The following is a 23,503-nucleotide window of genomic DNA, read 5'->3' on the forward strand; positions in this document are numbered from 1 at the left end:
AGCCATCTGGCACAACCGGGCCAACGGAACACCGATCACCCGATCACTGATCGCCTACGACCACTGACCAAAAGCATCGGACTTACTCGTCTAGGCGCGGCAGAGCAGTTCGCCGTGCGGCACGAGGAACCACGCGTCCTCGTGCGCACCCCAGGCGCGCCAGCCCTCGGCGATCGCGGCCAGCTCCTCCGGCGTGGCGTGGCCGCCGTCCACCGCGATCCGGCCGTACTGGGAGGCCGTGGTCCGATCCGCCCACAGCCCGCTCCACCAGGCGCGGTCCTGCGGGGTCGCGAAGCACCACAGGCCCGCGCCCGGGGTGACGTCGGTGAAGCCCGCGGCGCGCGCCCAGGACTGGAGCCGGCGGCCGGCGTCGGGCTCGCCGCCGTTGGCGCGGGCGACGGAGCGGTACAGCGCGGACCAGGCGTCCAGGGCGGGAACGGCCGGGTACCAGGCGAACGCGGCGTAGTCGCTGTCGCGGACGGCGACGATCCCGCCCGGCCGGCACACCCGGCGCATCTCGCGCAGCGCCCCCACGGGGTCGCCGAGGTGCTGCAGGACCTGGTGGGCGTGGACCACGTCGAAGGAGTCGTCGTCGAACTCCAGCGCGTTGACGTCCGCGACGGCGAACCGGACGTTGTCGACGCCCCGCTGCTCGGCGTGCGCCCGCGCCTGAGCGACGACGTCCGACGCCAGGTCCACGCCCGTGACGTGACCGCCGCCCCCGCCCCCGTCACCGTCGGCGACCAGTTCGGCGAGGTCGGCGGTGATCGTGCCCGGTCCGCAGCCGATGTCCAGGACCCGCATCCCGGGGCGGAGTTCGCCGACGAGGTACGCGGCGGAGTTGGCGGCGGTGCGCCAGGTGTGGGAGCGCAGCACGGACTCGTGGTGTCCGTGGGTGTAGACGGCGGTCTCGCGTACGGCGGGCTCGGACACGGCTGTTGGCCTCTCGACGGCGGGCGACGGTTGCTCCACCCTAGAGGAGTCGTATCGAATAACGGGATGGGTGTCTCATGATGTGGTCAGGCGGGGTGTCAGAGAAGACGTTCGGGGCGATAGACCACCAGTGCCCGGGGCAGCTTGTCGACCGTCAGCGACGTCGGGCACTCGGTCACCTCGCCGTCGTACGCGAGCGGGGTCCCCGGTGCGATGCCCGTGATGCGGACGCGGTGGTGCTGCCGGGCCGCGTGGACGGGGGAGCGGCTGAGCGGGCCCGCGAGCGCCGCGGCCACCAGCCGCAGCCCGGGGTTGGCGCCGCCGTGCACGATGCGTACGTCCAACAGCCCGTCCGCGAGGTCCTGGCGGTTGCCCGGCGCCGGACCCGACTGCCGGTACAGGCCGTTCCCCGCGAACAGCAGCCACACCGGGCGCCGGCGCCCCGCCACCTCGACCACCAGCGGACGGCCCCGGCGCAGCACCGTCACCGCGGCCAGCACCCCCGCCGGCCAGCCCCCCAACCGGTGCTCCCAGCGCTCCCGCAGGCGCACCAGCTCCGGATAGACACCGAGGCTGAGCGTGTTCACGAAGTACCCGACCGACGTGCGCCCCGCCGACGCCGCGCCCGGGCCCGCCGCGAATCGGCCCAGGTCCACCCGTACCGCCTCGCCTGCGGCGAGCGCACGACACGTGTCCTGGACCGACTCGATCCCCAGGTCGTGCGCGAAGTGGTTGTACGTGCCGCCGGGGAACACCGCGAGCGGCAGGCCGCGGGAGACCGCGACCGTGGCCGCGGCATTGATCGTGCCGTCGCCCCCGTACACCCCCAGCACCCGCGCCCGCTGCGCCGCCCGCGCCAACTCCGCGGCCACCTCGCCGGGCTCGCACTCGACCACCTCGGCCCGCGGCAGCGCGGCTGCCACCAGGCCCGCCAGCGCCGCCGACCCCGACCGCCGGTTGACCACGACCACCAGGCCGTCGCCCTCCGGCAGCACCGGCGGATCCACCGGGTGGGCCATCGGCGGCGACAGTTGGGAGCGGGTCGGCACCAGCCCTCGCACCGCGAACGCCGCCCCCACCCCGAGCGCCGCGCCCACCAGCACGTCACTCGGATAGTGCACGCCCGTGTACACGCGGGAGAACGCCACCGAAGCGGCGAGCGGCGCGACCAGCGCGCCCCACCCCCGCGACTCCATCGCGACGCCCGTCGCGAAGGCCGCGGCGGACGCGGCGTGCCCCGAGGGGAACGACGTCGTGAACGGCTGCCGCTTCAGCTGCCGCACCAGCGGCACGGCGTCCAACAGCGGGCGCGATCTTCGGACCGTCCGTTTGCCGACCGTGTTGATCAGGGCCGAGGCGAGGGCGAGCGAGGCCACGCCGCGCCCGGCCGCCCGGCGGGCCCGGGCGTCGCGCCCCACGGCGGCGATGCCGGCCGCCGCGCCGAACCACAGCACGCCGTGGTTGGCCGCCCGGCTCAGCCGGGGCAGCACCGGTTCCGCGCCCGGCCACTGCTGCCGGGCCACGCCCTGGAAGATCCGTCGGTCCCACCGGCTCACCCACCGGTGTTGAGGCTCCGCGTCATTCATGGCTCGCGGTTACCCGCAGACACGGCCCGCCACGCTTCCCCACCGCCGATCGGCCGCCCGGCGACGGCCGCACCGCGGGCCGGCGCGGGTGGCCCAGGTCGACGGGCGGGCCGACCCGGCCGTCCGTATAAAGGGCAGGAAGGGACGGAACAAGGGGCAGGAAGGCAGGCAGGAAGGGCGGACGGGCACAAGGACGCCGCGGCAGGAGGACGGCTCGGTACGACGACGCCGCCGCGGCACGAGCGACGGAGGTGACGCGCATGGCCCCCGGCCGCACCGAGGGCGACGGGCCCGCTCAGGACCACGGCCCGGTCCGCTTCGGACCGGGTGCACCCGAAGCGGGGCTCCCGGTGGTGGCGGAGCTCGTCGAGGTCGTCGCCGAAGCCGCCGCCCACTCGTCGGGCGAGCCCCCGGGCGGCACCGTCGCGATCCGCGAGTCCGCCGCCGGGTACTGGGCCCGCCGCGGACTGCGCACCCGCCCCGACGAGGTCGTGGCCGCCGCCGGGGCGCAGGCGCTGCTGTTCGCGCTGCTCGCCGCGTACGACGGGGACGTGCTGCTGCCCCGGCCGAGCCCCGCGTGGTGGACCCCGCAGGCCCGGCTGCTGCGGCACGCGGCCTACCACGTGCCGACGCCCGCGGAGAGCGGCGGCGTGCCCGATCCGTACGCACTGCTGGAGACCGTGCGGCGGGTCAGGGCGGAGGGCGGCCGGCCCGGCGTGCTGCTGCTGTCCATCGCCGACGACCCCACCGCGAGCGCGGCGCCCCCCGAACTCGTACGGGAGGCGTGCGAGGCGGCCGTGTCGCAGGGACTGCACGTGGTCAGCGACGAGACCTGGCGGGACACCCTGCACCGACCGCACGAGACCGTGCTGGTCAGCCCCGCGGAGATGGCCCCCGACGACGTCACCGTCCTCACCGACCTGGTGGGCGCGCTGCTGCCGTCGTCCTGGCCGGCGGCCGTCGCCCGCTTCCCGGAGTCCGACCGGGTGCACCGGGATCGGACCCTGGACGTGCTGGCCGCCCTCGGGGCGCGCGTCGCGGAGCCCGTCGCGGTCGCCGCCGGATACGCGCTGGGCGAGCCGGCGCCCGTACTGGACCGTGCGGAGCGGGCCGCAGCCCTGCACGGCCAACTCGCGGAGGCGGCCCACCTCGCCGTCCTCGCGGCCGGCGCCCTCGCCCGCCCGCCGCAGGCCGGACGCCATCTGTACGTCGACCTCGGGCCGCTGCGCCCCGCCCTCGCCGCCCGCGGCGTGAACGACTCCATGGAGCTGGAGGAGTACCTGACGGGGCGGCTCAACGCGCCCGTGCCCGGCGGCCACCGGTTCGGGGACGAGTTGGGCGCCCTGCGGGTGCGGATCTCCACCGGGCCGCTCGCGGGGGCGACGGCGGAGGAGCGCGCGCAGTCCCTCGCGTCCCCCGCACCGCTTGAACTGCCGCACGTCGCAGCGGCGTTGAGCACTTTGGGCACGGCCTTCGATGAACTGCGGTGATCGGAGCCCCGGATGAGCGACGGCACGGAGGGAAGGACCGCAGTCGAGACCGTGCGGCACACGAGGGACGGGCACAGGGGGACGCAGTGGACGCTGTGGACACGATGGACCTGGCGAAGACGATGAACACGCCGAAGACGGAGCGGGAGAGCGCCGTCGCGCAGACCGCCGGACCGCGGGCGGCAGGCGCGGTCCGTACGGGATCCCCCGACTCGTCTCCCGCGTCCCGCACCCGGCCACTGGGCGAACTGCGCCGCTGGCCCCGCTCGTTCGCCGACCGGCTCACCGCCCCCATGCCGGGCGTCCGCGCCGTGCTGCGCCTGGCGGCCGAGGGCGGACTGCGCCCCGGGGCCCGCGGGCTGCGGGACGCGGCCCGGCTGCCCTTCGCACCGGGCCCGCTGCCCGTGGTGGACGCCGCGACCGTCGCCGTGACCTGGGTCGGCCACGCCAGTTGGGTGCTGCGCGTGGGCGGGTTGACCGTGCTGACCGATCCCGTGTGGTCACGGCGCATCCTCGGCACCCCGGCCCGGCTCACCCCCGTCGGCGTGCGCTGGGAGGACCTGCCGCCGGTGGACGCGGTCGTCATCAGCCACAACCACTACGACCACCTGGACGCCCCCACCCTCAAACGGCTGCCGCCCGCGACCCCCGTGTTCGCGCCCGCCGGCCTCGGACGCTGGTTCCGTCGGCGGGGGTTCACCCGGGTGACGGAGCTGGACTGGTGGGAGGGCGCGGAGCTGGCGGGCGTGCGCTTCGACTTCGTACCGTCCCACCACTGGTCGCGCCGCACCCTCACCGACACCAACCGCACCCTGTGGGGCGGCTGGGTGCTCAGCGGCGGGAGCGATGGAAGCGGCGGCACGGACGGCATCGGTGGCGCCGACGGCGGATCGGTGTACTTCGCCGGCGACACGGGCTACGGCCACTGGTTCAAGGAGATCGGCCGCCGCCACCCCGGCATCGACGTGGCGCTGCTGCCGATCGGCGCGTACGCGCCGCGGTGGTGGCTGAGCGACGTGCACACCGACCCGGAAGAGGCGGTGCGCGCCTTCGAGGACCTGGGCGCACGCCACCTGGCACCCATGCACTGGGCGACGTTCGCGCTGTCCGCCGAGCCCGTCATGGAGCCGCTGGAGCGGCTGCGCGCGGCGTGGGAGCGCACGGGCCGGCCGCGCGAGCGGCTGTGGGACCTGCCGATCGGCGCGTCGCGCGTCCTGGCGGCGTGACGCCGGTCGTACGGATCGTGCTCGCAGCGCCGGTCGTTCGGCCCTATGCGTGGCCGCCCGCGGAGCCCGGGCGGTGCGGGCGGCCCTGGCGCAGCCGGCGCCACACCGCGGGCGCGCCGCTGATGACGACCGTGAGCGCCACCGCGAGCAGCACCCCCTTCCATGCCTCGTCGAAGAGCGAACCGCCCAGGATGCCGATGAGCTGGTACGTCGCCGCCCACGCCAGGCACGCCGGGACGTCGCCGCGGACGAACGCCCGCAGCGGCATCCTGGCGAGCAGACAGGCCAGCATCACCGGGATTCTCCCGGCCGGGACCAGCCGGGAGAGCACCAGGACCGCGACGCCGTGGTCCGTCAGCTTCTGCTGCGCCTGCTCCAGGCGCTCGGGGGCGGCGCGGGCGCGCAGCTCCGCCAGCCAGCGGGAGCCGTTGCGGGAGCGCACGCCCCGCTGACCGAGCCAGTACAGGGTCACGTCGCCCAGGAACGCGGCGGCGGACGACACCAGGAAGACGTACATCAGGGCCAGGGGGTCGGTCTGGTGGAAGGCCACCACGGCGGCGGAGCTGACCACCGCGCCCGTGGGCACCACCGGCACCAGAGCCCCCAGCGTCACCAGCAGGAAGAGCGAGGGGTAGCCGACGGCCTGCTGGGTGGACTCGGACGGCAGCCGTCCGACGGCGTCCGCGAGCCCGCCCACCGTGTCCGACAGCTGTCCGACGACCTCGGACAGGCGTGATGTCACCGAGCGGCCTCCGGCCCGAACCGTTCCCGTTCGCCGTGGCCGAGGCGGTGCACCGCCACCCGGGGGGCGAGCCGGGCCGCCTTGCGGACGAACTCGTCGCCCGGCGAGTGGAACTCGTGCGGTCGCACGCTGTCCATGCCGATGGGCCAGTACGTGCCGTAGTGCACCGGGACCGCGGAGCGGGGCGCGAGGACGGCGAGGGCCTGCGCCGCGCGGCCCGCGTCGAGGTGGCCGTGGCCCAGGTAGGGCCCCCAGCCGCCGACGGGCAGCAGGGCGACGTCGACCGGGCCGACCTCGTCCGCCATGGTGTCGAAGAGGCCGGTGTCGCCGGCGAAGTACGTCCGCGCCGCGCCGTTGATGACGTAGCCGAGCGCGGGCGCGCGGTGCGGTCCGAGCGGCAGCCGCCGACCGTCGTGGAGCGCGGGCACGGCCCGTACGGAGACGTGCCCGATGTCGACCTCGTCGCCGGGGCCGACCTCGGTGACCCGCAGGTCGAGCCGGGCCAGGGCTGGGACGGCGCGGGGCGCGCCGCGCGGCACCACCAGCCGGGTCCCGGGCGCCAGTCGGGCCAGCGACGGCAGGTGCAGGTGGTCGGAGTGCAGGTGCGAGACGAGGACGGCATCGGCCACGGCGGCCTCGGGCGGGGGGAGCGCGCCGCGCCTGCGCCGGAGGTGCGCGAGGCGGCGCACGAACAGCGGGTCGGTGAGGACCCGCACGCCGGAGTCCTCGACGGTGCAGGTGGCGTGCCCCCACCAGGTGACCTCCACCGCCACGCGGCCCCTCCCTCGTCTCCCTCGTCCGTGAGCGCGTCTTCGCCCCCGAGCCTAGGGCACTTCTGCGCAGCGGTGCCGGCGCGCGTCGAACGGCTGGGCGGCGGGCGAAGGCGCGTCGGACGCCGGCGCGTCTGGTGTCGGCGCAGGTCGGAGGGCGGAGGCGGGCGTTCCGTGGCAGGTTATCCACAGGGCCGACGGGGTCGGTGGCGGCTGTGCCAGGCTGGTACCGGCGCCCGGCGGGACGGCAGTGCGCGCACAGAGCGAGCACAGAGCACGGACAGGCCAGGCGCAGGCGCAGAGGCAGGAATAGGCACAGGCACAGGCACGGCGCGAGTGAGGCGCCAGCACGGCACGGGGACGGTACGGGGTGAAACGGCAGTGACCGAAGGGCGATGGCACAGGGCGGGGGGCGCCCTGCTTCGAGTGATCGTGGTGTGGGCGGTGTCCACGCTGACGATGCTGGCGCTCGCGGGCGCCCTGCCGGACTTCCGGCTCCAGGCCGCCGACGGCGACAGCATCACCCGTACGGCGCTGACCGCCGCGTGGGGTGCGGGCGCCTTCGGCCTGTTGACCGCGCTGGTGTGGCCGCTCGTGGTGCGGGCACTGCTGCTCGTGCCCGCGCTCGTCCTGGGGCTGCTGGTCTTCTTCTTGAACGGCTCGTTGTTGCTGGTTGCGCTCTGGCTCATCCCGGACGGCCGGGGCGACGTCGGGCCCGAGACCGCGGTGGTGGTGGCCGCCGTGATGTCCGCCGTCGCATCGGCCACCTCCACCGCGCTCGCCGTGCGCGACGACAACGCGTACCGGCGCCGCCTCTCCCGCCTCGCCACCCGCCGCAGAAGACGCCAGGGCACCGACTGCGACGACTGCCCCGGCCTGGTCTTCGTCCAGCTCGACGGGGTGGGGCACGAGGTGCTGCTGCGGGCGGCCAAGGACGGGCTGATGCCGACCGTCGCGCAGTGGCTCGACACCAGCCACCGGCTCACCCCCTGGCGCACGGACTGGTCCAGCCAGACCGGCGCCAGCCAGCTCGGCATCCTCCACGGCACCACCTTCGACGTCCCCGCCTTCCGGTGGTACGAGAAGGACACCGGCCGGATCATGGTGAGCAATCGACCGGCGAGCGCGGTGGAGCTCCAGCGCCGCGCCGTCGAGCGGACGGGTGACGGCGGGCTGCTCGCCGCGGACGGCGCCAGCCGGGGCAATCTCTTCAGCGGCGGTGCCGAACAGGTCGCCCTGGTGCTCTCCGTCGCCGCCCGCCGCGGCCGGGCCAATCGCTCCCGCGCCGGTTACTTCGCCTACTTCTCCGATCCCGCGAACGCCGTCCGCACCGCGGTGTCCTTCTTCGCCGAGGTCGTCAGGGAGGTCGTGCAGTCCCTGCGGGCGCGGCTGCGCGACGAGGGCCCCAGGGTGCGGCGGGGCGGGCTGTACCCCTTCATCCGGGCGTTCGCCACCGTCGTGGAGCGGGACGTGGTGGTCGCCGCGGTGATGGGCGACATGCTCGCCGGACGCACCGCGGTCTACGCGGACCTGGTGGCCTACGACGAGGTCGCCCACCACTCCGGTCCGCACAGCCGGGACGCGGCCCAGGTGCTGGAGCGCCTCGACCGCTCGCTGGCCCTGATCGCCAAGGTGGCCGAGCACGCGCCGCGGCCGTACCGCATCGTCCTGCTGTCGGACCACGGCCAGAGCCCCGGCGAGACCTTCGAGAGCGCCTACGGGCTCACGCTGAAGGACCTCGTGCGGGCCGGGTGCGGACTGCCCGTGCCCCGGCGGGCCGAGCGGTCCAAGAGCGGTGCTGAAGCGCGCGAGGCCGCCCGGACAGCGCTGCGGAACGCGCTGCACCGCAAGTCGGGCGAGGGCGCCGACGAGCGGCCGGACCCGGGCGCCGACCCGCTCGTGCTCGCCTCCGGGAACCTCGCGCTGATCTCCTTCGGCGACGTCCCCGAGCGGCTCAGCCGCGAGCAGCTCGACGCCCGTCACCCCGCCCTGCTGAGCACCCTGGCGAACCACCCCGGCGTGGGCTTCCTCCTGGTGCGCAGCGAGGCGCACGGCTCGGTGGTGTTGGGCGCGGCCGGGCAGGAAGTGCCGGTCGCCGAGCTGTCCGACGACGGTCCGCTGGCCGGCTTCGGCAAGGGCGCGGCCGACGCCGTGCGGCGCACGGACTCCTTCCCGCACGTCGCCGACGTCATGGTGAATTCGATGTACGACCCCGAGACGGGGCGGGTGCACGCCTTCGAAGAGCAGATCGGCTCGCACGGAGGGCTCGGCGGCGAGCAGTCCCAGCCGTTCGTCCTCGCCCCGGTCGAGCTGTCCCCGCCCGTCGACGACGGCGCGGAGCTGGTCGGTGCGGAGGGCGTGCACCGGGTCTTTCGACGGTGGCTGCGCGAGTGCGCGGGCCCGCAGATACCCGCCGAAGGCACAGCTGACAAGGCTGACGAGGCGGAGGAGCAGGGGAAGCCGGCGGCGTCCGGGGCGCCCGGTGTCCCCGACGACGGGACGCCGACGCTCAAGAAGCCGGACGCGGGGGCGGCCGGGGGCGCGGAGTCCGGGGCCGGGGCTCGGGGGTAGCCGCGGGCGGGTGGCGCGCCCTCGGGTGCCGGCGCAGGGCCCACGAAGAGCGGGCGTTCGGGTGGCCGCCACGCCGGTAGTCGGCGTAACGCACGTCCCCCGGGAGAGGGGACGGTGACCGCGGTCTGTCGTGTCGGCGCGAAAACCGGGGACTGGATGCCTGTCCAGGAGGTTGCGCCCCATGAATCAGCCACCGGCCGTTTCCCCGCGCGTGATGTGTCACGTCCGCGCGTGGTGCAGAGCGCGCGGCCGGGCGCGCGGACTGCGCGCCGTGTTCATCGTGCTGGTCGCGCTGTTCGCCCTGGCGGGGACCTCCGTGGGGGCGGCCGGAGCGCAGCCCCTGGAAGCCACCGAAGTGCGGGCTCCGCTGTCCGCCGCCGGTGACGCCGCCGGAGGCGGCACAACGGGGCAGGCCGAGGAGGCGTATGCGAGTGCCGCGCCCGCCGCACGTGCCCGTGCCGCCGTGCGGCCGTACGGCGCGCGTTCGACGGTCATCCACGTCCTGGCGCGGCCCGCCGTGACGCCGCTGCGGCCCCCACCGCCGCCGCCCGAAGCTCCTCGGTGCGTGGTCCTGCGCTGCTGACCCGCGCGCACGCCCGGTCGACGTCGGACCGGAGCCGTGCCCCGCTCAGCACGCAGTGACCCCCCACCCCGAAGAGGAGCACCGCCATGCCCATCGATCCCTTTGCCGCGCTGAACGCCATGCTGCGGGCCGAAGCCACCCGCGCCGCCGACGAACGGCAGGCGCGTCAGCGACAGCAGGCCGCCGAGAACGGACCCGCGAAGGAGTCCGAACCGCGACCCCCGCTGGTCCGCGCCGTCGACGAGCGCAGGGGCTGAACCACCAGCGGGCGGCCGGCCGGGTTCCACCGGCCGGCCGCCCGTCGGCGCCTCGCGCCCCCTCCGCCCGGAAGACCGTTCCGAGCAGGGCATTACCTCTCGCGTAATCGACCCACCCCCACCCCCACCGGCAGGCTTTGTCTCACCGGAACCCGGGCGGCGCACTCCGCTCGGGCTCCGGATCCCGACGGCCCGACGGCCGGTCAGTACGTTCCCGATGGAGGTTGGTCCCCATGTCCGCACCCACCCTGCTCGCCGGCATCTCCCGCACCACCGAGCCCACCGTGATGCTGCGCCGCTTCCTCGCCCTGGACGCGGTCGTCACCGGGACCAACGGCATCGCGTACATCGCCGCGTCGGGCCCCATCGGGCGACTGCTCGGCGTCGACGCCGGAGTGCTGCTGACCGTGGGAATCGCCATCTTCGCGTACGGGCTGGGCGTCGCCCTCCTCGCGAGCCGCCGCGAGCCCCACCCGGCCGCCGTGACGGCCGTCGTCGACATCAACGTGGTCTACGCCCTGGTCAGCATCCTGGGGGTGCTGCTCTGGCTCGACCCCACGACCGCGGGCGCCGTGTGGATCCCGCTCCAGGCCCTGGTCGTGGCCGGTTTCGCGGTGGCCCAGTGGGCGTCCCTGCGCGCAGTCGTCAAAGGCTGAGCGACTGGAGGTGGGCGTGCGTCGCCGGGTCGGCCGGGAGCATCGTCTCGATGGCCAACTCGGCGACGGTCACGTCCATCGGCGTGTTGAAGGTGGAGATGGACGAGACGAAGGACAGCACCTCGCCCTCGTGCTCGATCCGCAGCGGCAGCGCGAAGTACGGGTAGGGGGCGGCGCCGGGAGCGCCGGCGCCCGGCCCGTCGTCCTCGCCCTGCGGCACGGGGTAGCCGGCCACCTCGTCGTACAGCGCACGCAGCTCCTCCGAGCGCACCAGCGCCAACTGCCGCTCCATCTGGTGCAACAGGTGTTCGCGCCACTCGGGGAAGTTGCGGATGCGCGGCGCGAGCCCTTCCGGGTGGAGGGTGATGCGCATCCCGTTCAGCGGCGGCGTCAACAGGTGCGGCGCGATGCCCTCGATGAGCCGGGTCATCCCCAAGTTGGCCGCGACGACGTTGTACAGCCCGTCCACGATGATCGCCGGATAGGGGTCGTAGCCGTGCAGCAGCTGCTGCATCCCCTCCCGCAGGCTGCTCATCGCCGGGTCGTCGAGCGAGGTCTCGGTGTAGCGGGGGGCGTAACCGCCGGCCAACAGCAGGGCGTTGCGCTCCCGCACGGGGACGTCCAGGTGCTCCGCGAGCCGCAGGATCATCTCCTCGCTCGGACGGGAGCGCCCGGTCTCGATGAAGCTGATGTGACGGGCCGAGGAGTCCGCGCGCAGGGCCAGTTCCAACTGGCTGACGCGGCGACGCTCACGCCAGCTCCGCAGCAGAGGGCCCACTCCTGTGTCCGACGCGAGAGTTGTCATAAGCAGACCGTAATACGCCCCTACCCCCGGGCCTGCCCCAGCAGCTCCGCCAACGCCCGGTCGACGTCGACCGCCCGCTCCTCCAACTCGGCGGGCACGGTCGCGTACGAGTGCAGCAGGAAGTGCCGCAGCCGTGCGGTGGTGAACCGCAGCAGCGCCACCCCCTCGGGCGAGCGCAGCTCCACCAGCGTCCGCCCGTCCTGGCACGGCCGCACGCGCACGTCCCCCATGCCGGCCGGGGCGCGCAGCCCGCGGTCCAGCAGCACGCGGGCGAACGTCCAGGTCACACTGGCGCCGCTGAGGCAGGCGGAGGCCGGGAAGGTCATCCGCACCGCCAGGGGGTCGTCGACGCGGTACGTCAGGCACACCGGCACGGAAACGGGCTCGGGGGCCTGGCTGATGAGGTGCGCCGGGACGGACTGCTCGACGGTCGGGAACATGAGGTGCTCCTTCGTGGCTGCTGGTGCGGCTCCTCGTGTGCACTACGACGCACGAGGGCACCCCAGCACTGCACCCCACCCCTCACACGTTCGGGTGATCTGTGTCACATCATCGTTCGGTGGGGCGTGATTGCGCGCCTCGCGCCGCCTCGGCCAGGTGCGGCGAGCGGAACGCCCCTGAAAGGCGCACCAGCCGCTCCCGGCCCAACCCGAGCGCGGCCGTCAGCGACTCCGCGCCGGCCTGGGCGTACTCCTGGTCGGCCTCCTCGGGCGAGCACCCCTGCCCGCGCGCCGCGATCGCGGCGCTCAGCATCGCGGCCACCCCCACGATCCGCGCCTGGTCCGGCTCCGAGCGGCCGGCGGCGAGCATCGCGTCGTGCACCCGCTGGCGCACCCGGTCGTCCAGATACGGCTGGAGCTTCAGCAACTCGTCGTGGATCACGGTCTCCCGCACCGTCAGCCTCAGCTCGGGCGAGGCCCACCAGGGGATCCCGGGCACGGGAGCGAGCCCAGGGGACCGCAGCGGGCGCAACCGCCGCCACAACACCCCCAGCCGCACGTGCGCGACCCCGGCCCGCAGCGCCTCGGAGACCTGCGGCCCCAGCAGCGGGAGCAGGAAGCCGACCGTCGTCACCAACCCGCCGAACGCGGCCAGCGGCGGGGCCACCGCGGTGGAGAGCTCGTCCCAGTCGTGCCCGTTCCAGCGGGCGACGACCGCGGTCAGCTTGGTGACCCCGAAGCCGAGGTTGAACACGAAGCCGACCATCAGCACCACCAGCCCCGCCCGCAGCCACTGACGCACCTCCCGGGCCCAGCGCAGGCACATCACACAGGTCACCAGCGCCGAAGTGATGTGCGCCAGCAGATAGGTGACGATCATCTCGCGGATGAAGGGCGTGTTGGCGTAGTACGTGTCGAGGTCGCGCAGCCGCTCCACGGGCGCGTCCCCGAGCGCGAACAGCACCGAGATGAGCACGATCGCGGCCCCGTACACCGCTATCCACCGCCGGGTGCTGCGGCGGACCCGCTCGGCCGGCCCGCCGCGCCAGTTCACGATCAGGACGAGGCAGGCGCAGCCGAAGGCGCACATGATGCTGTAGACGAGCGGGCCGGAGAGGTTCGCGACCCCCGTGATCCGGTTCACGGCCGTGATCGACGGCGGAGCGGCGAAGAAGAAGCAGATGCCGGCGGTCAGCAGCAGGAAGTGCACGGACTGCACCAGCGGATCGCGCCAACCGCGCAGCAGCGCGGGGAACTTCGCGACGAACGCGATCCCCAGGGCGATGGCGGGGAGGTAGTAGTCGCTGTTGCGCATGGCGCTTCCCGTCCGTCAGCCGGCGCGCCCCGCCCGGCGGTTGCCGAGGGAGGTGTGGATCCGTCGGGCGAGCTCGCTGTGGGGTCCGCGGTCCGCCGTCCCCACCAACCATGGCCGCAACTGCGCGCCCAACTCCAGCCCGAAGGTTTCGGCTTCGGTCTCCTGGCGCTGGCGGAAGTCGGTGCGCGCCGCCAGCCCCTGCACCGCGGCCACGGCCCCGTCCGGGGCTTCCCGGCTCTCGGGCGCGGGGACGGCGCTGCTCGGCAGGTCGGCGTGGCCGCCGCCGTGACCGGCCATCATGTGCCAGACCTCGTGACCGAATATCACCAACTGGTGCGAGGGGTGGGTGTTGGCTTGGACGCAGATCACGTCCCGGTCCGTCATGTCCAGGTAGAGCCCGCTCGCGGTGCCCGGCGGGAACTCCACCAGCCGCAGCACCACCGGTCTGCCGCGCCGCTCGCCCAGCCGCGCGCACAGCGCGGCGAACACGTCGTCGGGGCCGCTGGGACCGGCCCGCTCCAGTGCGTGCGCCAGATCGTCACGGAGTTCGCGCATGGCACTCCGGGTGCTCTTGGTGCTCACTCGCCTCCCCTGCTCGTCCGGACCACACCGTACCGACGGTTGCGCCAGGGCACTACTCTGACCTGCGTTTATGCACGTCAGATTGGCTGTGAATGGTCGCCGGCCGACCCGCGCGGCCCCGTGTGCACACGCGAAGCGCTCAGGTGGCTTCGGCGCCGGACGAGAGGGCGTCCGCCGGTGCGAGGAAGCCGAGTTCACGGTCTGTCAGCGGCGGCTTCGCCAGCCGCGGGCGCAGCGGGCCGCGGGCCGCGGAGAAGAGCACCCGGGGCCGGACCAGCCGACCGAGGCCCGACTGGAGCGTCATCACGTCCGTGAGCGCCTTCGCCATCGCGTACGAACCGGTGGACGTCTCCACCAGACGGTTCACATAACGGCTGACCAGCCGGTCCACCGGATTGGGTGAACGGCCGACGGAGCCGGGGTAGAAGACGTCCTGACCGGTGGCGAGCCCCCACGCCACCCCGGCGGGCCGGGCGACGGCGCGACGCAGCCGACGGGTCAGTCCCGGTGCGGTGACGCCCGCGCGGCGCAGTTCGCGGCGGAGCGCGACCGCCCCGAGCGCGGCCACCGACAGACCGTGTCCGTACACCGGGTTCAGGGCAGCGGCGGAGTCCCCGATCGCCACGAACCCGTCGGGGAGGTTGCGCGCCCGCTCGTACAGCCGCCGCCGGTTGACGGTGCTACGGGTCACCGCGATGTCGCTCAGCGGTTCCGCGTGGGCGAGGAGCTGCCCCACCAGGGGGTGGCGCACGCCGCGGGCGAAGTCGAGGTAGGCGGCCTCGTCGGCGGTGGGCTCGCCGCCGCGGGTGCCCGACAGGCTCACCAGCCAGCGCCCGTCCTCGATCGGGATGATCGTGGCGATCTGGCCGGGGCCGCCGCGGCGCGGATCCGCCTGGATGGTGAAGACCGGACAGCCCTCGTCGGCGCCCTTCGGCGCGCGGTAGATCCGACTGGCGTACGCGACCCCGGCGTCGACGGTGATCTCGCGGACCGGGCCGGCGCCGAGCGCGGCGAGCCAGTGCGGTGCGCGCGAGGCCCGCCCGGAGGCGTCCAGGACCAGATCGGCGCAGATCCGCCGCGCCGGGCCGGCTTCCTCGCGGATCCACACCCCGTCGACGCGGCGGGCGTTCCCGCTCAGGCCCAGCGCCTCCGCCCCGGTGAGGACGGTGATCCCGCCGCCCGGCAGCACCCGGTCGCGCACGGCCCAGTCGAGCAGGTCCCGGCTGCACGCCAGGATGTAGTGCGACTCCGGCCAGCGCCGGTACCAGCCCTCGGGGGAGAGCGACACCATGCCCGTGGGCAGCGGGATGCGGTGCGCCCCGGCGTCCAGCAGCGTGCCCGTGACCCCGGGCGCCAGCGACTCCATCGCGTCCGCGCCGCCCGACCAGAGCATGTGGGCGTGACGGGCCTGGGGCAGTCCCTTGCGGGGGGCCGGCCGGTCCGGCAGGACGTCCCGCTCGATGACGACGACCTCCTGGACGAAGGCCCGGCACGCAGCCGCGGCGAGGAGGCCCGCGATCCCCCCTCCGACGATCACGGCCCTGCGGGGGCCTCGCTGTCGGGGGGACGAGAAGGGTTCGGTCATGGATTGCCGCTCTCAGACATGGCCGCCCTGCGGCGGCCCGCTTCGTGGACAAGTGCTTCCCGGACCAGCGGGCAGCGGTCCAGGACGAGCGAGGTGCGCACCAGGTCGTCCGCGCCGGTGGACGGCAGCACGGGCGGTGCACCGCCGTCGCGCGGGCCGTCGCGGTCGACCGCCGTGCGGTCGGGTCGGGTGTCCCGGACGGTTTCGTCGTCGTGGCTCTTCCGGGCCGCGGCGATCATGGCCGCGTCGGCGGCGGCCCGGGCCCGGTCGGGGGTGTAGTCGGCGGCGCGCGCCCGCGCGAAGACCTGCTCGTGCACCCGGGCGTCGAAGAAGGGGCGCAGGGTGATGAGCCCGTCGTGGATGGCGGCTTCGCGCTGGGTGAGCCGCAGTTGCAGGGCGGCCAGCGGCCCGATCGTGACCCGGGCCGCGCCGGCGGCCCCCGCGCCCGCCAACAGGTCGGCCAGCGGCTTGAGGCGCCGGTGGCGCACCGCGGTGCGCCACTCGATCACCGCGCGCTCGGTGACCAGCGGCAGTACGAACCCGACGCTGATCAGCAGCGCGGACGCGGCGGCGAACGGCGGGGCGACCTGCGTCGACAGGTAGTCGAGGTCCCGGCCGGCCCACCGGGCGCCGACGGCGGTGAACTTGGCCGCGTCGTAACCGGTGTTCAGGACGTAGCCGACGACGATGAGCACGAGCCCGACCCGCAGCACCCCGCTCACCCGGCGCGACCAGCGCCAGCACAGCACCGTCGTCAACACGGCCGCCGTGGTGTGCGCCAGCAGGTACAGGACGATCATCTCGCGGATGAAGGGCGTGTTGGCGTAGTGCGTGTCGAGGTCGCGCAGCCGCTCCTCGGAGGCGTCCCCGAGTGCGAACAGGACGAGCAGCGCGACGCACACGGCGCCGTACGCCACCGAGCACGCCGACGTGGCCCGGCGGGTGCGCTCGGTGACGCCCCCGCGCCAGATGATCACCAGGATGACGCACGCCCCGGAGAACGCGGACAGCACGGCGTACACGAGCGGTGCGGCGGCGTTGGGGACGCCGACGACCCGGTTGATCGCCGCGATCACCGAGACCATGCCCAGGAGGAACACCAGACTGGCCAGGAGCAGCAGCACGCAGACGCACCGCAGCAGGGCGTCCCCGCGGTTGCGGTGCAGCGCGGGCAGCTTCAGCAAGAACGCCCCGAAGAGGAGGGCGCCGGGCACCAGCATGGTCAGGTCCGTGGCCATACGGAACGGGCTCCAGGTGTCGTCGTCATGCGAGGCCGGTCGGACCGGGGCTCGCGCCGTCCGCCCGCAAGGAGCGCTCAGCCGACCCGGTGCGGCCGGCCGACGACGACCGCGGGGGAGCGGGCCGCACCCGGCGCCCGCCGAGGCGCGCTCGGCACACTGCTCCGGTTCTGTCGCACACTGCACCACGCCCCTCGTCGACCGATGCGGATCCGACCTCGGCGCGGCCCCGTCGGATCGCGCGCCTTCCCCAACTCCCCTGTACACGCCGCATCGAGACCGTCACCGGCCGTGCGATCGTGCCACCGTACTTCGTACAGGTGTGCAAAAGAAATCCCGCGTGGGCCATCGCGCCGAGCCGCCCGGGCTCTCTTGCAGGCTGCCGCGCGGGCCGTCGTGCGGGCGGGCGTGGGTCGCCGTGCGGACGGCGTCGGCTGCGGTGCCGGATCGTGCGTCGAACGGTTGCCGCACCTGCCCGGGGCGCCCCGCGCAGGTGCGGCGGCGGGCCGTACGGGGCACGATGGCCGCATGCTCCTGGCACGGCTCGCCGAAGTGTCCCGGGACGTGGCCGCCGCATCCGCGCGCTCGCGCAAGACCGCCCTGCTCGCCGAGGTCTTCGCCGCCGCCGAGCCAAAAGACCTCGGCCCGGTCATCTCCTACCTCTCCGGCCGGGTCCCGCAGGGCCGCATCGGCGTCGGCTGGAGCACCCTCAAGGAACCGCCGCCGCCGGCCGCGTCCGCCACGCTCACCGTCGCCGAAACCGACGCGGCGCTGACCGCGCTCGCCCGGGTCGCCGGAGCCGGCGCCCAAGGCGAGCGCCGACGGCTGGTCCGGGCGCTGCTGGCCGCGGCCACCGCGCCCGAGCAGCACTTCCTCACCGGGCTGTTGTTGGGCGAAGTGCGTCAAGGCGCCCTCGACGCGGTCGCGCTGGAGGCGGTGGCCAGGGCCACCGGCGCCGCGCCGGACGCCGTGCGCCGGGCGGTGATGCTCGACGGCTCGCTACCGCGGGTCGCCGCCGCCGTGCAGGCCGACGGGCCCGCCGCGCTCGACCGCTTCCGGCTGCGCGTCGGCACCCCCGTACTGCCGATGCTGGCGCACACCGCCGCCTCGGTCACCGAGGCCGTACGCACCCTCCACACCGCCTGCTCGATCGAGGAGAAGCTGGACGGCATCCGCGTCCAGGTGCACCGCGACGGCGAAGCGGTGCACCTCCACACCCGCTCCCTCGACGACATCACCGATCGACTCCCGGAGGTCGTGGCGGCGGCGCGGTCCCTGGCCGGCGACGGGTTCGTGCTGGACGGCGAGGTCATCGCGGTGGACGAGGACGGCCGCCCCGTCCCCTTCCAGCAGATCGCCTCCCGCGTCGGCTCCCGTGCGGACGTGGCGACGGCCCGCGCCGCCCTGCCCGTGACCCCCGTCTTCTTCGACGTGCTCGCCGCCGACGGGAGGGACACCCTCGATCTGCCCGGAGCCGAACGCCACGCCGCGCTCGCCCGCCTGGTGCCCGAGGAGCTACGGGTGCGCCGCATCGTCGTCACCGACCCCGGCGACGCCGCGCAACTCGCCGCGGCCGAGGACTTCCTGAGCCGCAGCCTGGCGCGCGGCCAGGAAGGCGTTCTGGTCAAGGCGTTGGACGCGCCGTACGTCGCCGGTCGCAGGGGCCGCGCCTGGCTGAAGGTCAAACCGGTGCACACCCTCGACCTGGTCGTGATCGCCGCCGAGTGGGGCCACGGCCGGCGCACCGGCCTGCTGTCCAACCTCCACCTCGCGGCGCGGGCCGCGGACGGCTCCTTCGTGATGCTCGGCAAGACGTTCAAGGGCCTCACGGACGAGATGCTGCGCTGGCAGACCCGTCGGCTCGGTGAACTCGCCGTGTCCGACGACGGGTTCACGGTCCGGGTCCGGCCCGAGCTCGTCGTGGAGATCGCCTACGACGGGATCCAGCGCTCGTCGCGCTACCCGGCCGGGGTGACGCTGCGGTTCGCCCGCGTCGTACGCCACCGCCCCGACAAGCAGGCGGATCAAGCGGACCCGGTCGAGCGGGTGCTGGCGGGCCCGAAGCCCGTACCGCCGCGCCCCTGAGCAGGCGAATCACGAAAAATGAGTACGCAGTCCACGACCTCGACGCCCATCATGAGGGCGTGATCACTCACATCGCTGCCCCGGCGCGCACGGGGGAAGAACGACTGCCCGACGGGCGGCTCATCGGCTGGGCCGAATGGGGCCCGCGGGACGGCACGCCCGTCCTGCTCAGCCCCGGGGCGGCCACCAGCCGCAGCCTCGGCTTCGGCGCGGACGCGCTGACCGCGCTCGACGCCCGGCTCGTCTCCGTCGACCGGCCCGGGCTCGGCGCCTCGACCCCGGCGCCGGGGCGCACCCTCGCGGACTTCGCCGAGGACGTCCGGGTGCTCGCCGCCCGCAGGGGGCTCGGGCGACCGGCCGCGGTCGGCAACTCCCAGGGCGCCCCGTTCGCCCTGGCCTGCGCCGCCGCCGACGTGGTCGGCGCACTCGCCCTCGTCTCGGCCGCCGACGAGATCGCCGACCCCCGCTTCGCCGACGGGCTCCCGCCCGAACTGCGGCACCTGGTGGACCTGTCCGTGGGGGACCCCGGGGCGGCCGAAGAGGTCTTCGCCGGTTTCACGCCGCAGCAGATGCTGGACCTGGTGATGGGTGCGAGCCCGGAGTGCGACCTGCGCGTCTACCGGGAGGAGACCTTCGCCGGCGCCTACCGCCGGGCCCTGGACGAAGCCTTCGCCCAGGGGGCCGGGGGCTACGCCCGCGACACGGTGCTCGCCATGGGGCGGTGGGGCATCGACCTCGCCTCGATCCGCGTCCCCGTGGACGTGTGGTACGGAACGGAGGACCGCAGCCACTCCCCGGACCAGGGGGCCCTTCTCACGTCCCGCATCCCCGCGGCCGTACGGCACCTCGTCCCCGACGCCGGCGGCGCCGTCCTGTGGACGCACGCCCACCGCATCCTGGTCACCCTGCTGGGGCACGTCCGGCCGGTGCGGTGACGCGGGGGCAGGGGCGAAGTGCGGTCTGGCGGGGGAGCGGGCGGGACGCGCGCCGACGGGGCACGCTAGAACCCGTAACCCGTAACCCGTAACCCGTAACCCGTAACCCGTAACCCGTAACCCGTATCTGTGCCCGTGCCCGTGCCCGTGCCCGTGCCGCATCCGCGACCGTGCTCGCATACGTGAAAGGAACGCCCGCCCATGCCCGCGCAGCCGCTCTCCCCGCAGCAGATCGAGGAACACCTCCGCGAACTCCCCGGCTGGTCCGTCGCCGACGGCCGGCTCACCCGCAGCTACCGGCTCGGCTCGCACCTCGCCGCGGCGGCCTTCGTGCAGCACGTCGCCGTCATCCAGGACGAGCTGAACCACCACGCGGACGTGACGCTCGGCTACCACTCGGTCGACCTCGCCGTGCAGACCCACGACGCGGGTGGCGCCCTCACCAACCGGGACGTGGCCCTCGCGCAGCGCGTGCAGGGCGTGGCGCCGGCGCACGAGGCGACCTGACGGGCCGTCCGCCCGGCCCCGGCATCCCCGTCGGCGCGGGCGCTCCGCTCACCCCTCGGCCGGCCACTCGCGCCGGACGAAGGCGGCGAAGTCCCCGGGCTCCCGGCCCAGCACCTCGCGCACGTCGGTGGTGGTGGACGCGTTGTGCCCGTCGAGCAGCGTGGTGAACAGCTCGGTCAGCCAACTCGCCTCGGGCTCCGACAGGCCCGCTTCCTGAAGGGCCGTCCGGTACGCGGCGCCGGGCAGCGGCACATAGCGGATCTCCCGCCCCAGGGCGGCGGAGATCTCCGCGGCGACCTCGGCGAAGGTGATCGGGCGCGGCCCGGTGACCTCGTACGTACGTCCTTCGTGACCGTCCTCGACGAGCGCGGCGACCAGCACGTCCGCCAGGTCCTCCGCGTCGATGAAGGGCTCCGCGGTGTCCCCGGCGGGGAAGGCGATCTCACCGCGCCCCAGGCCCTCGGCCATCGGGCCCTCGCTGAAGTTCTGGGCGAAGAAGCTGGCGCGCACCACGGTGAGCGGCACGCCGCCCTCCGCGAGCGCCGCCTCGGAGGCCACCGCTTCCGGCTCGCCCCGCCCGGACAGCAGCACCAGCCGGCCGACGCCGGCCTCGGCCGCCGCCGCTCCGAAGGCGCGCATGGCCTGCGCGGCAGCGGGGGCCGCGAGGTCGGGGTAGTAGTTGACGTACGCCCGCTGCACGCCCTTGAGCGCGGGCGCCCAGGTGTCCGGCGACTCCCAGTCGAAGACGGTCTCGCCGTGGCGCGAGCCCGCCCGTACGGTGATGCCCCGTGCGGTCAGCCGGGGGACCACCCGTCGTCCGGTCTTGCCGGTGGCCGCGGTCACCAGCACCGTGATCTGCCCGTCGGCCGACTCCGTCGTGGGCCGGTCCGCCGCGGTGCGGGCCGTCGTGTTCGCTGTCGTGTTCGCTGCGGTGTGCTTCGTCATGGCTCCAGACTCGCGGCTGCCGCGTGGACTCTCCATGCTCCACAGGATCAATCCCATACGTGTGCGTCTACGTTCGCGGCTCGGCTTTGGACGCCGGGGCGCCGTACGCTGGGCGCCATGGACGTACTCGCCGGACTGCTGGACGGCCCCCGGGCCCGCGGTGCCTTCCTGCTGCGGATGGTGATGGAGCCGCCGTGGTCGGTGCGCGTGGCGGACCGGGCCCCGTTGGCGCTGATGTGCATGACGCAGGGGCAGGCGTGGATCGTCCCCGACGCCGGTGAGCCCGTGCTGCTGAGCCCCGGTGACGTGGCGATCGCCCGCGGACCGGCCCCGTACACCGTCGCCGACAGCCCGGCGACCGAGCCGATGGCGCTGGTGGGACCCGGCGGCGACTGCCGCACCCTGCACGGCGAGCCGCTGGCGGAGGCCATGTCGATGGGCGTACGGGTATGGGGGAACGACCCCGAGGGCTCGGCCGTGATGCAGGTGGGCACCTACCTCATGGCCGGCGAGGTCAGCGGGCGGCTGCTGGCCTCGCTGCCGGACCTCGTGCACCTGCGGGCCGACGAGTGGTCCTGCCCGCTGCTGCCGGTGCTCGACGAGGAGATCGTGCGCGACGACCCGGGCCAGAGCGTGATGCTGGACCGGATCCTGGACCTCCTGCTGGTGGTGGCGCTGCGGGCCTGGTTCTCCCGGCCGGACGCGGGCGCCCCCGCCTGGTACCGGGCCATGGGCGACCCGGTGGTGGGGCGGGCCCTGCGGCTGCTCCAGGACGACCCGGCGCACGCCTGGACGGTCGCCTCGCTCGCGGAGAAGTGCGGGGTCTCCCGGGCCGGCCTGGCGCGCCGCTTCCACGACCTCGTGGGCGAGCCGCCGATGGCGTACCTCACCCGCTGGCGCATCGACCTCGCCGCCGACCTGCTGCGCGAGTCCGAGGCCACCGTGGAGGCGATCGCCCGCAAGGTCGGCTACGGCGGCGCCTTCGCCTTCAGCGCGGCCTTCAAGCGGGTTCGCGGCGTCAGCCCCCAGGAACACCGCAAGCGAGGCGCGGACGGCACATTCGTTTTGCCGCACCAGCAACAAATCTCGCTCTGATCGACGACACGGGCGACGCTGTGGCCATGACCCGAAACGATGAGCACCACGCACCGCACCACGCCCACCAGCAGCACGCCCACACCCACGACCACAGCCATGGTCACGGCGACAACGGTCAGATGGACTGGGCGAAGATGGGACCGCTCCTGGAGCGCGGTGCCGAGGTGTACGCCCCGCTCTACCGGCAGGCCGCGGCCTGGCTCGGCGAGTTGGCCCCGGCCTCCGGGGTGCGCCGGATCCTGGACGTCGGCAGTGGCCCCGGTGTGATCGCCGGGCTGCTCGCCGAGGCGTTCCCCGAGGCGGAGGTGGTCGCCGTGGACGCCACGCCGGAGCTCCTGGAGCGGGCCCGCGCCCGGGCCGAGCGCCTCGGGTACGGGGGGCGCTTCGCCACGATCGAGGCCGAGTTGCCCGGCGGACTCGACGCCCTCGGCACGGCGGACGTGATCTGGGCCGGCGACTCCCTGCACCACGTCGGCGACCAGCGCGGCGCACTGGCGGACCTCGGCGGGCTGCTGCGCCCGGGCGGGGTGGTCGCCCTGGTGGAGGGCGGCCTGCCGGCGCGCCATCTGCCGCGGGACATCGGGATGGGGCGCCCGGGCCTGGAGGTCCGTCTCGACGCCGCGAACGCGGAGCGCTTCGAGGCGATGCGGGCCGCGCTGCCGGGCACCAAGGAAGAGGTGGAGGACTGGCGGGCGCTGCTGGGCGCGGCCGGTCTCGCCCCGACCGGGGCGCGGTCCTTCCTGCTGGACGTGCCGGCGCCGGCCCCGGCCCAGGTGCGCGAGCACCTCGCCGTCAACCTCGCCCACCGGCGCAGCGGCAGCGAGGAGTTCCTGAGCGAGGACGACCTCGCCGTCCTGACGCGGCTGGCTGACCCCGATGACCCCGCGGGCGTGCTGAACCGCGCGGACGTCTTCCTCCTGGCGGCCCGCACGGTGCACACGGCCCGCCGCGCCTAGTTTGTGCCTCGGGACGTAGCCGTCAGTTCCCTGCGGGGAGTGTTGGCGCGAGGTCGTGTCCGCAAGGTCCCGCGTGGCCCGTTCGGCAGTGCCGTGCCGGCTGGCGCGCTTGCGCCGTGGTGCGTGTGCGGTCATGGCGTCTGCGGCCCGTCTGTGGCTGTTCGCGCAGTTCCGCCCCCCATGCCCGGAGGGCATGGG

22 protein-coding genes are annotated in these 23,503 nt (G+C 74.6%); 11 read left to right on the forward strand and 11 right to left on the reverse strand.

Features of this window, described 5'->3' with window-relative positions:
• Nucleotides 1-90: 90 nt before the first annotated feature.
• Both ABZ842_RS37740 and ABZ842_RS37745 read right to left on the reverse strand, forming a co-directional pair.
• Nucleotides 91-933 (reverse strand): class I SAM-dependent methyltransferase, encoded by an 843-nt coding sequence (locus tag ABZ842_RS37740; RefSeq protein ID WP_361548019.1) that lies wholly within the window; start codon nt 931-933, stop codon nt 91-93.
• 98 nt (nt 934-1,031) lie between these two features.
• Nucleotides 1,032-2,489 (reverse strand): phosphatase PAP2 family protein, encoded by a 1,458-nt coding sequence (locus ABZ842_RS37745; RefSeq protein ID WP_361548022.1) that lies wholly within the window; start codon nt 2,487-2,489, stop codon nt 1,032-1,034.
• Nucleotides 2,490-2,779: 290 nt separating this feature from the next.
• Between ABZ842_RS37745 and ABZ842_RS37750 the strand changes: the two genes are divergently transcribed.
• Nucleotides 2,780-4,009: an aminotransferase class I/II-fold pyridoxal phosphate-dependent enzyme gene (locus ABZ842_RS37750; RefSeq protein ID WP_361548025.1), complete on the forward strand. Its 1,230-nt coding sequence runs from the start codon at nt 2,780-2,782 to the stop codon at nt 4,007-4,009.
• A gap of 86 nt (nt 4,010-4,095) precedes the next feature.
• Entirely contained in the window at nt 4,096-5,235 is a 1,140-nt protein-coding gene (locus ABZ842_RS37755; protein ID WP_361548028.1) for an MBL fold metallo-hydrolase, read from the forward strand.
• Nucleotides 5,236-5,278: 43 nt separating this feature from the next.
• Here ABZ842_RS37755 and ABZ842_RS37760 read toward each other — a convergent pair whose 3' ends face one another.
• Together ABZ842_RS37760 and ABZ842_RS37765 are read right to left on the reverse strand one after the other, a co-directional pair.
• Nucleotides 5,279-5,932: a VTT domain-containing protein gene (locus tag ABZ842_RS37760; protein ID WP_361548081.1), complete on the reverse strand. Its 654-nt coding sequence runs from the start codon at nt 5,930-5,932 to the stop codon at nt 5,279-5,281.
• Nucleotides 5,933-5,973: 41 nt separating this feature from the next.
• Nucleotides 5,974-6,750, reverse strand: coding sequence for an MBL fold metallo-hydrolase (locus ABZ842_RS37765; RefSeq protein ID WP_361548031.1), 777 nt, complete (start codon nt 6,748-6,750; stop codon nt 5,974-5,976).
• Between the two features lie 378 nt (nt 6,751-7,128).
• Here ABZ842_RS37765 and ABZ842_RS37770 point away from each other — a divergent pair, with 378 nt between their 5' ends.
• From ABZ842_RS37770 to ABZ842_RS37785, 4 genes are all read left to right on the forward strand, one after another.
• Complete coding sequence (locus ABZ842_RS37770) at nt 7,129-9,318, forward strand: phage holin family protein (RefSeq protein ID WP_361548034.1); 2,190 nt, start codon at nt 7,129-7,131, stop codon at nt 9,316-9,318.
• A gap of 271 nt (nt 9,319-9,589) precedes the next feature.
• Entirely contained in the window at nt 9,590-9,901 is a 312-nt protein-coding gene (locus tag ABZ842_RS37775) for a hypothetical protein (RefSeq protein ID WP_361548037.1), read from the forward strand.
• 86 nt (nt 9,902-9,987) lie between these two features.
• Nucleotides 9,988-10,158 carry a hypothetical protein gene (locus ABZ842_RS37780; protein WP_361548040.1) on the forward strand — a complete coding sequence of 57 codons (171 nt, stop codon included), beginning with the start codon at nt 9,988-9,990 and terminating at the stop codon, nt 10,156-10,158.
• Nucleotides 10,159-10,391: 233 nt separating this feature from the next.
• A complete protein-coding gene (locus tag ABZ842_RS37785; protein ID WP_361548043.1) occupies nt 10,392-10,814 on the forward strand; it encodes a hypothetical protein in 423 nt (140 codons plus the stop codon).
• Here the strand turns inward: ABZ842_RS37785 and ABZ842_RS37790 are convergent.
• From ABZ842_RS37790 to ABZ842_RS37815, 6 genes are all read right to left on the reverse strand, one after another.
• Complete coding sequence (locus tag ABZ842_RS37790; RefSeq protein WP_361548046.1) at nt 10,804-11,619, reverse strand: helix-turn-helix transcriptional regulator; 816 nt, start codon at nt 11,617-11,619, stop codon at nt 10,804-10,806. The genes ABZ842_RS37785 and ABZ842_RS37790 overlap by 11 nt on opposite strands.
• A gap of 20 nt (nt 11,620-11,639) precedes the next feature.
• Nucleotides 11,640-12,059, reverse strand: coding sequence for an SsgA family sporulation/cell division regulator (locus tag ABZ842_RS37795; protein WP_361548048.1), 420 nt, complete (start codon nt 12,057-12,059; stop codon nt 11,640-11,642).
• A 109-nt stretch (nt 12,060-12,168) separates the two neighbouring features.
• Entirely contained in the window at nt 12,169-13,374 is a 1,206-nt protein-coding gene (locus ABZ842_RS37800; protein ID WP_361548051.1) for an MAB_1171c family putative transporter, read from the reverse strand.
• A gap of 15 nt (nt 13,375-13,389) precedes the next feature.
• A complete protein-coding gene (locus ABZ842_RS37805) occupies nt 13,390-13,956 on the reverse strand; it encodes a hypothetical protein (RefSeq protein ID WP_361548054.1) in 567 nt (188 codons plus the stop codon).
• A 139-nt stretch (nt 13,957-14,095) separates the two neighbouring features.
• On the reverse strand, nt 14,096-15,493 hold the full coding sequence (locus ABZ842_RS37810) for a pyridine nucleotide-disulfide oxidoreductase (protein ID WP_361548057.1): 1,398 nt from the start codon (nt 15,491-15,493) through the stop codon (nt 14,096-14,098).
• Nucleotides 15,494-15,537: 44 nt separating this feature from the next.
• Entirely contained in the window at nt 15,538-16,779 is a 1,242-nt protein-coding gene (locus ABZ842_RS37815) for an MAB_1171c family putative transporter (RefSeq protein ID WP_361548060.1), read from the reverse strand.
• Between the two features lie 528 nt (nt 16,780-17,307).
• Here ABZ842_RS37815 and ABZ842_RS37820 point away from each other — a divergent pair.
• The 3 genes from ABZ842_RS37820 to ABZ842_RS37830 all read left to right on the forward strand — a co-directional run bounded on the left by ABZ842_RS37820 (nt 17,308) and on the right by ABZ842_RS37830 (nt 20,306).
• A complete protein-coding gene (locus tag ABZ842_RS37820) occupies nt 17,308-18,864 on the forward strand; it encodes an ATP-dependent DNA ligase (protein ID WP_361548063.1) in 1,557 nt (518 codons plus the stop codon).
• Nucleotides 18,865-18,923: 59 nt separating this feature from the next.
• Nucleotides 18,924-19,799: an alpha/beta fold hydrolase gene (locus ABZ842_RS37825; RefSeq protein ID WP_361548066.1), complete on the forward strand. Its 876-nt coding sequence runs from the start codon at nt 18,924-18,926 to the stop codon at nt 19,797-19,799.
• A 201-nt stretch (nt 19,800-20,000) separates the two neighbouring features.
• Nucleotides 20,001-20,306 (forward strand): 4a-hydroxytetrahydrobiopterin dehydratase, encoded by a 306-nt coding sequence (locus ABZ842_RS37830; RefSeq protein WP_361548069.1) that lies wholly within the window; start codon nt 20,001-20,003, stop codon nt 20,304-20,306.
• A gap of 48 nt (nt 20,307-20,354) precedes the next feature.
• Here ABZ842_RS37830 and ABZ842_RS37835 read toward each other — a convergent pair whose 3' ends face one another.
• A complete protein-coding gene (locus tag ABZ842_RS37835) occupies nt 20,355-21,251 on the reverse strand; it encodes an NmrA family transcriptional regulator (RefSeq protein ID WP_361548072.1) in 897 nt (298 codons plus the stop codon).
• A gap of 117 nt (nt 21,252-21,368) precedes the next feature.
• Between ABZ842_RS37835 and ABZ842_RS37840 the strand changes: the two genes are divergently transcribed.
• Nucleotides 21,369-22,346 carry an AraC family transcriptional regulator gene (locus ABZ842_RS37840; protein WP_361548075.1) on the forward strand — a complete coding sequence of 326 codons (978 nt, stop codon included), beginning with the start codon at nt 21,369-21,371 and terminating at the stop codon, nt 22,344-22,346.
• A gap of 26 nt (nt 22,347-22,372) precedes the next feature.
• Entirely contained in the window at nt 22,373-23,305 is a 933-nt protein-coding gene (locus tag ABZ842_RS37845; protein WP_361548078.1) for a class I SAM-dependent methyltransferase, read from the forward strand.
• Nucleotides 23,306-23,503: the final 198 nt, after the last annotated feature.

Origin of the sequence: Streptomyces sp. NPDC047315, assembly GCF_040643215.1 — a bacterium.
Taxonomy (GTDB): Bacteria; Actinomycetota; Actinomycetes; order Streptomycetales; family Streptomycetaceae; genus Streptomyces.

Bases quoted from the DNA above. Each gene is read 5' to 3' on its own strand.
- ABZ842_RS37780 (WP_361548040.1), top strand. From the start codon at position 9,988: ATGCCCATCGATCCCTTTGCCGCGCTGAACGCCATGCTGCGGGCCGAA.
- ABZ842_RS37790 (WP_361548046.1), bottom strand. From the start codon at position 11,619: ATGACAACTCTCGCGTCGGACACAGGAGTGGGCCCTCTGCTGCGGAGC.
- ABZ842_RS37750 (WP_361548025.1), top strand. From the start codon at position 2,780: ATGGCCCCCGGCCGCACCGAGGGCGACGGGCCCGCTCAGGACCACGGC.
- ABZ842_RS37820 (WP_361548063.1), top strand. From the start codon at position 17,308: ATGCTCCTGGCACGGCTCGCCGAAGTGTCCCGGGACGTGGCCGCCGCA.
- ABZ842_RS37800 (WP_361548051.1), bottom strand. From the start codon at position 13,374: ATGCGCAACAGCGACTACTACCTCCCCGCCATCGCCCTGGGGATCGCG.
- ABZ842_RS37835 (WP_361548072.1), bottom strand. From the start codon at position 21,251: ATGACGAAGCACACCGCAGCGAACACGACAGCGAACACGACGGCCCGC.
- ABZ842_RS37815 (WP_361548060.1), bottom strand. From the start codon at position 16,779: ATGGCCACGGACCTGACCATGCTGGTGCCCGGCGCCCTCCTCTTCGGG.
- ABZ842_RS37845 (WP_361548078.1), top strand. From the start codon at position 22,373: ATGACCCGAAACGATGAGCACCACGCACCGCACCACGCCCACCAGCAG.
- ABZ842_RS37830 (WP_361548069.1), top strand. From the start codon at position 20,001: ATGCCCGCGCAGCCGCTCTCCCCGCAGCAGATCGAGGAACACCTCCGC.
- ABZ842_RS37840 (WP_361548075.1), top strand. From the start codon at position 21,369: ATGGACGTACTCGCCGGACTGCTGGACGGCCCCCGGGCCCGCGGTGCC.
- ABZ842_RS37795 (WP_361548048.1), bottom strand. From the start codon at position 12,059: ATGTTCCCGACCGTCGAGCAGTCCGTCCCGGCGCACCTCATCAGCCAG.
- ABZ842_RS37785 (WP_361548043.1), top strand. From the start codon at position 10,392: ATGTCCGCACCCACCCTGCTCGCCGGCATCTCCCGCACCACCGAGCCC.